Here is a 4,843-nt window from a genome sequence, read left to right as displayed (position 1 = left end):
CACAGATGCCGGGAAGGCGGCTAACCTTGGCCAGGTCGAATCCGGCCGCCCCTGCTCGGGCTCTGAAGGCGGCACCATGGCCAAGCAGGGCTTCGAGATTGTCGATCGCCTCATCGATAGCTGTTCTCAGCTTGCCGATGGGCTCCACCAGCGCCGGCCCGATGCTCGCCTCGAATTTCTGGACTTCCTCGTCGCGACGAGCCTTGGCCTGCTTCTCTGCGTCGAATAGCGGCTGGAGCAAGGCGCCGATCTCGTCGACATCGCGTTGGCTGATCGTAGGCGGCTGGCCGAGCGGCTGGTTGGCGAGCTTCCGGCCGGCTTCGATGTGGCGAGCCTGCCCTTCCTCGCGAGCGGCTACGGCCTTGCGAAGTACCGCCTCTGCCTCGGCTATCGAGGCCGGCTTTTCGGGGATGACAAGGAGCTTGTCGAAGTCGGGTTGAGACGCGGGCTTCAGACGGGCAAGCATTCAAGCGCTCCATTGGTTTCCTGATTTGGAGGATACGCGCGCGATTCCGCGCTGGCCCGTCATGCATGACGGTAAATTTTGGTCTTCAGCACATCGATGAGGTCACGCTCGCGAAGCGCGGGTTCACCAGACGAGCGCACCATGAAAACAAGATGTTCTGTGACCATCAGCGAAAGCGCCGACTCGCACACCTTCCGCCCGGCAAGCTTGCCCGGATCGATCGTCGGATACTTCGCCATCACGGCGGCTGCGACGAGATCGGGATTGAGAGCCAGGCCGAAAACCGCCTCCCGTTTTTTTTCGCGTTCGCGTCTTCGGCTCTGCGCCTCTCGCCATTGCGTCCGTTTGCGTTCGGCCGTCATGGCAGCCATCCAGCGACAACGGCCAGGATGGTGGCGAAGGCTATGGCGGTCAGGACGGCGGAGGCGATTGGTTGGCTGTGTGACAGCCGGTCGCGAACTGTGACGGAACCAAATGCAGCCCGAAGATGTTTCGCCCGCGTGAAGTTCAACCGCGCTGAGGTTGTCACGTGATCCCGAACCCGAATGAACTGATCGATTTTGGAAGATCGCTGTTCTACGGCCGACATACCGCAAAGATCGCCAAACCGCCTGTTTCGAGAGCCTTTCAAGGAGGCGTCTTCGCCGCTCGCACGGGGATGGAAAGGGACGAGAACCCCTATCCGTGCGGGACAGATGCCCACATCGACTGGATCGACGGTTATGAGTCGTCGGTCGAGGTGGATCAGGCGATGGATTTGGACTGAGCAGGCTGACGCCAGCGCAAGCAGGTCGAACAGGCGGCGGCCGTTTTGGTCGAAGCCACCCATCAGCCTGATCTGGAAGCAGCCAGGACGCTCGGGCTCTGACTCTGGAGGAAGAGCGCCGACGTTGGTTCTTGGCTCCTCTTTCCTCCAAAGCCCAGCGACGTTTGCGACAGGCTCGGCTTTCGATAATTTGGCCGTATGTGTTTCCAGTTTCTCTTTCGGTTTAGGTGTCGGTCTAGGTTTCTGTTTCGGTCTCCTGTCTAGGTCTCTGTCTCTGTCTCTGTGTATCGGTAGGGTTTCCATAGGCTATCGATAGCCTCCGTTCCTACCGATCGGAGTTGAAGCAATTCGGCTGTGTTCGGTGATGTCGTGGACGTTCGACACGCCTTCGAGCACTTGCAGTCCGAACTTGGTTTCACCGAACGCGGCGAACGCCTTTTCCTGAAAATCGAGGCTCTCGATCTTCTCAATCGCCGATCGAGTCCCCATCGCGTGTTTGACGTTGGTCGGTGGCGAATGCAGGAACCATTTGCCGATCAACACCTCGTCGGTATCGAAGTCGAATTCGGCCATGCCAGCGTCGACGACACTTACCGCGGCCGAGTCGTATTGCTCTCGAGTCCAACCGAGATCCGCGACGCCATATGCTGCCGGCAGACGGTAACAGCCGGCAGAATTCGAATGCTCATTGGTGAGCCAGTAGAGGAAGAGCAGCCGCCCATCGTTGTCGAGCGACTGAAACCGGGCCGAGCGCCATAGCGCGGGTGAAACCATGGTGAAGGCGCGGCTCATGACACGCCCTCGCACCTCAGCCGCTTGTGTTCGGCCTTGTGGTGCGCCCTGCACAACCATTTCACCGCCATGGGCTCGTTGTAGTTGGCATGGTGCGCGTCGACCTCAACGGCGCCGCAAACTTCGCACGGTAGCCTCTCGATCAGACCGCGCCTCAAAGCGGACCGAAGGCAGGCTTGAGCCCACCGCTCTTGCGGGTGCTTTGCGGCCCACCGTGCTTGCGAAGGCCAGGCATTTTCTGTAGTGTTGGCGCTCTTGCTGCTATCTATTTCGACTTCGCGAACCTCGCCCTGCCCGGCGAGGTTTTGCGTTTCAGGAGGTGCCATCATCGACGCCTCCCGAGCGGATCAAATTCGCCAAACGGATGGACTCGACGGCTTCCACGGCAGTCATTGGAAATTGGCTGCGCAGCCACGGCACGGCCGGCCTGCCGCGGTGAGATGCAGGAACTTCAATCAGCCGGCGGGCGCCCAGAGTGACGACTTCGGAGAGGTCGCGATCTTGCTGTTCCATCAGGCCGCCTCCCCCGAGATCAGCGCATGGAGCTGGCGAGCATCCGCGACCCACTGGTCGCCAATCTTCTTGGCCGGCAACAGGCCCTTTTCCAGCTTGTGATACGTCTGACGTTCGGTAAGGCCGATCTCTTCGCCGATCGCTTTTGCGCCCCAGAGCGGGCGCGGCTTATGATCTTCCATGGTCTTCTCCAGGTTGGTGCAGGGAACAAACAACAACTTGCTACGAACTTATGGAGAATAACGTACGCTTTGGCGGAAACTGGCGCTAGACGGGAATAGGTGTTGTCTGTTACAACACGAAAAGTCCGTATCACCTGTTGGAGACGAGCGCGGAAATGACCCCCGTAATTCTAGACTGGCAGAAGCCATCGAAGGGGATGGAAATCATACAGGCGGCGCGGTTCACCGATGTCATGGGGAAAAGCGACAACCACGTTTTTAGATCCAAGGAAGGAAGCGATTCGGTCCCTTTTCGGTTGGAAGTGAAGGACCTGGAAAACCCGGTCGTGGTGAGGTTCATCAACGCTCGACGCGAAGGAAATCTTCTCGGCTTCATGTCCACGTACGGCCAGGTGTCTCGCTCAAATTACGTCATTGATGTTGAGTTCAATGCGGACGATCTCGCCGGCCGGCTTTTCTACTCAACCAATTCAACACAGCCCAAAGAGCGAGAGCGCTGGGTAAACGCCATGCTGGAGCATGTGCGTCTCAAAAGCGCCTTCAAGGAAGGTCGCGTCGTTCTACTGCCGGAAAATCTTTATGGGCTGATGGCAATGGAAGTAGCCCTCGCTCATGAAGTGGGCGCCAGAACTACCCAATGTGAGCATTGCGAGACGGTCTACCTGACCGGCCCTTTGACGTGGCGCCGATCGCATTCTCGCTTTTGCTCGGATAGCTGCAGGCTAAAATGGAACCGGAAATCCAAGAAGGAAGGCGCCCGCAATGGCTAAGGTTCGCAAGAGGACACTCCCTAGCGGCAAGACCGTCTGGCTCGCCGATTACACCGACGTTTCCGGCCAGCGCCGTTTCAAGCAGTTCGACAAGAAGTCTGTCGCCGATGACTGGCTGACGAAGGTAAAGCGCGACGTGCAACTCGGGACGCATGTCGCGGACAGCACGTCACTAACGGTCAAGGAAGCCGCGACCGTATGGCTCGGCCGCTGCGCCGATGCCGGCTTGGAACGCTCGACGCGAGACGCCTACAAGCAGCACGTCGATCTTCACATCGTTCCTTTCCTCGGCCTCAAGAAGCTCTCGCAGATCGGCACGCCGACCGTCCATGCCTTCGCCGATGAGTTGGTGAAAGAAGGCCGATCGGCGGCGATGGTGAAGCGTGTCATTCGCTCTCTCGGTGCCATCTTTGTTGAAGCCCGTCGCCGCGGATCGGTGGCGACAAACCCGGTGTCGGATGCTCGGGTAAAGGTCGGTGAGCGCCGGAAGTCGACGCGACCCGAGATCCCATCCAAGCAGGAATTGCGCGTCATCATCGGAGCCGCGACGGGAAAGCATCGTGCGTTGATGCTGACTGCCCTCTTTGCCGGCCTCAGAGCTTCGGAGCTTCGCGGCCTCCGGTGGTCCTGTGTCGACCTGAAGAAAGGCGTTGTCTCTGTTCGCGAGCGTGTGGACGCCTGGGGAGAAGTCGGTGCGCCGAAGTCAGCGGCCGGTGAGCGTGACGTGCCATTGGCGCCGATTGCGATCAATGCTTTGAAAGAGCATCGCCTTGCTACGCCGAACGGCCCGGACGGGCTGGTATTCCCCTCGGCTGAAGGAACGCCACTCAACCATCAGAACATCATCAATCGCATCTGGAACCCGCTCCAAATTGCAGCCGGCCTTTTCACGCTTGACCCCGAGCGCACGGACGACGATGGCAATCCGGTTAAGGTGGCGAAGTACAACTTCCATGCTCTACGCCATGCAGCCGCGAGCCTGTTCATCGAACAGAAGCTATCGCCGAAGCGTGTTCAGACCCTCATGGGTCATAGCTCGATCACGGTGACTTTCGACACCTACGGGCATCTGTTCGAAGACGCCGATGCCGATCAGACTGCGGTGGCGGAGATAGAGGCGAGGTTGCTGCAGTAGCCTCGCCGATGGAACACGGTTGGAACATTATCGCCGAAATGCCAATGAAAACAGCGGAGCGAAAGGGACTCTGACTCCGTTAGTCCTGGTTCGAATCCAGGTTCCCCAGCCACTTGAAATCATTGACAAATTCGGATTTTTAGGCGCAGCGGCGAGAATGGCCGCGTACCCATGGCGTACCCACTTTTTGGCATACCCCGGTTCGTGCTATTGGACGGC

8 protein-coding genes are annotated in these 4,843 nt (G+C 59.0%); 3 read left to right on the top strand and 5 right to left on the bottom strand.

From position 1 onward, the window contains the following. Together EN742_RS24620 and EN742_RS24615 are read right to left on the bottom strand one after the other, a co-directional pair. The coding region (locus EN742_RS24620) for a hypothetical protein (RefSeq protein ID WP_148670232.1) at window positions 1–466 on the bottom strand (466 nt) is incomplete at its 3' end. A gap of 59 nt (window positions 467–525) precedes the next feature. After that, on the bottom strand, window positions 526–828 hold the full coding sequence (locus EN742_RS24615; protein ID WP_128333389.1) for a hypothetical protein: 303 nt from the start codon (window positions 826–828) through the stop codon (window positions 526–528). Between the two features lie 167 nt (window positions 829–995). On the opposite strand from EN742_RS24615, the gene EN742_RS24610 reads away from it, so the two are divergent. Beyond that, window positions 996–1,232 carry a hypothetical protein gene (locus EN742_RS24610; protein ID WP_128333388.1) on the top strand — a complete coding sequence of 79 codons (237 nt, stop codon included), beginning with the start codon at window positions 996–998 and terminating at the stop codon, window positions 1,230–1,232. A gap of 306 nt (window positions 1,233–1,538) precedes the next feature. On the opposite strand, the gene EN742_RS24605 is transcribed toward EN742_RS24610, so the two are convergent. The 3 genes from EN742_RS24605 to EN742_RS24595 form a co-directional block, all read right to left on the bottom strand. Next, the gene (locus EN742_RS24605; RefSeq protein WP_128333387.1) at window positions 1,539–2,024 is read right to left on the bottom strand and encodes a hypothetical protein; all 486 of its coding nucleotides are present in this window, start codon (window positions 2,022–2,024) and stop codon (window positions 1,539–1,541) included. Between the two features lie 312 nt (window positions 2,025–2,336). Further along, window positions 2,337–2,537 carry a hypothetical protein gene (locus EN742_RS24600; protein WP_128333386.1) on the bottom strand — a complete coding sequence of 67 codons (201 nt, stop codon included), beginning with the start codon at window positions 2,535–2,537 and terminating at the stop codon, window positions 2,337–2,339. After that, a complete protein-coding gene (locus EN742_RS24595) occupies window positions 2,537–2,719 on the bottom strand; it encodes a DNA-binding protein (RefSeq protein ID WP_128333385.1) in 183 nt (60 codons plus the stop codon). The genes EN742_RS24600 and EN742_RS24595 overlap by 1 nt, the downstream gene beginning before the upstream one ends. Before the next feature lie 155 nt (window positions 2,720–2,874). Between EN742_RS24595 and EN742_RS24590 the strand changes: the two genes are divergently transcribed. Next, on the top strand, window positions 2,875–3,489 hold the full coding sequence (locus EN742_RS24590) for a hypothetical protein (protein WP_128333384.1): 615 nt from the start codon (window positions 2,875–2,877) through the stop codon (window positions 3,487–3,489). After that, complete coding sequence (locus EN742_RS24585; protein WP_128333383.1) at window positions 3,482–4,624, top strand: site-specific integrase; 1,143 nt, start codon at window positions 3,482–3,484, stop codon at window positions 4,622–4,624. The genes EN742_RS24590 and EN742_RS24585 overlap by 8 nt, the downstream gene beginning before the upstream one ends. Window positions 4,625–4,843 lie beyond the last annotated feature (219 nt).

This window comes from Mesorhizobium sp. M4A.F.Ca.ET.020.02.1.1 (genome assembly GCF_004022645.1).
Taxonomy (GTDB): domain Bacteria; phylum Pseudomonadota; class Alphaproteobacteria; order Rhizobiales; family Rhizobiaceae; genus Mesorhizobium.
Note: the sequence above shows the minus strand (reverse complement) of the source record. Positions and strands in the feature narration are given on the sequence as shown.

What these genes read in the sequence shown, in the direction of transcription:
- EN742_RS24615 (WP_128333389.1), bottom strand. Translation starts at nt 828, where the DNA reads ATGACGGCCGAACGCAAACGGACGCAATGGCGAGAGGCGCAGAGCCGA.
- EN742_RS24605 (WP_128333387.1), bottom strand. Translation starts at nt 2,024, where the DNA reads ATGAGCCGCGCCTTCACCATGGTTTCACCCGCGCTATGGCGCTCGGCC.
- EN742_RS24600 (WP_128333386.1), bottom strand. Translation starts at nt 2,537, where the DNA reads ATGGAACAGCAAGATCGCGACCTCTCCGAAGTCGTCACTCTGGGCGCC.
- EN742_RS24595 (WP_128333385.1), bottom strand. Translation starts at nt 2,719, where the DNA reads ATGGAAGATCATAAGCCGCGCCCGCTCTGGGGCGCAAAAGCGATCGGC.
- EN742_RS24590 (WP_128333384.1), top strand. Translation starts at nt 2,875, where the DNA reads ATGACCCCCGTAATTCTAGACTGGCAGAAGCCATCGAAGGGGATGGAA.
- EN742_RS24585 (WP_128333383.1), top strand. Translation starts at nt 3,482, where the DNA reads ATGGCTAAGGTTCGCAAGAGGACACTCCCTAGCGGCAAGACCGTCTGG.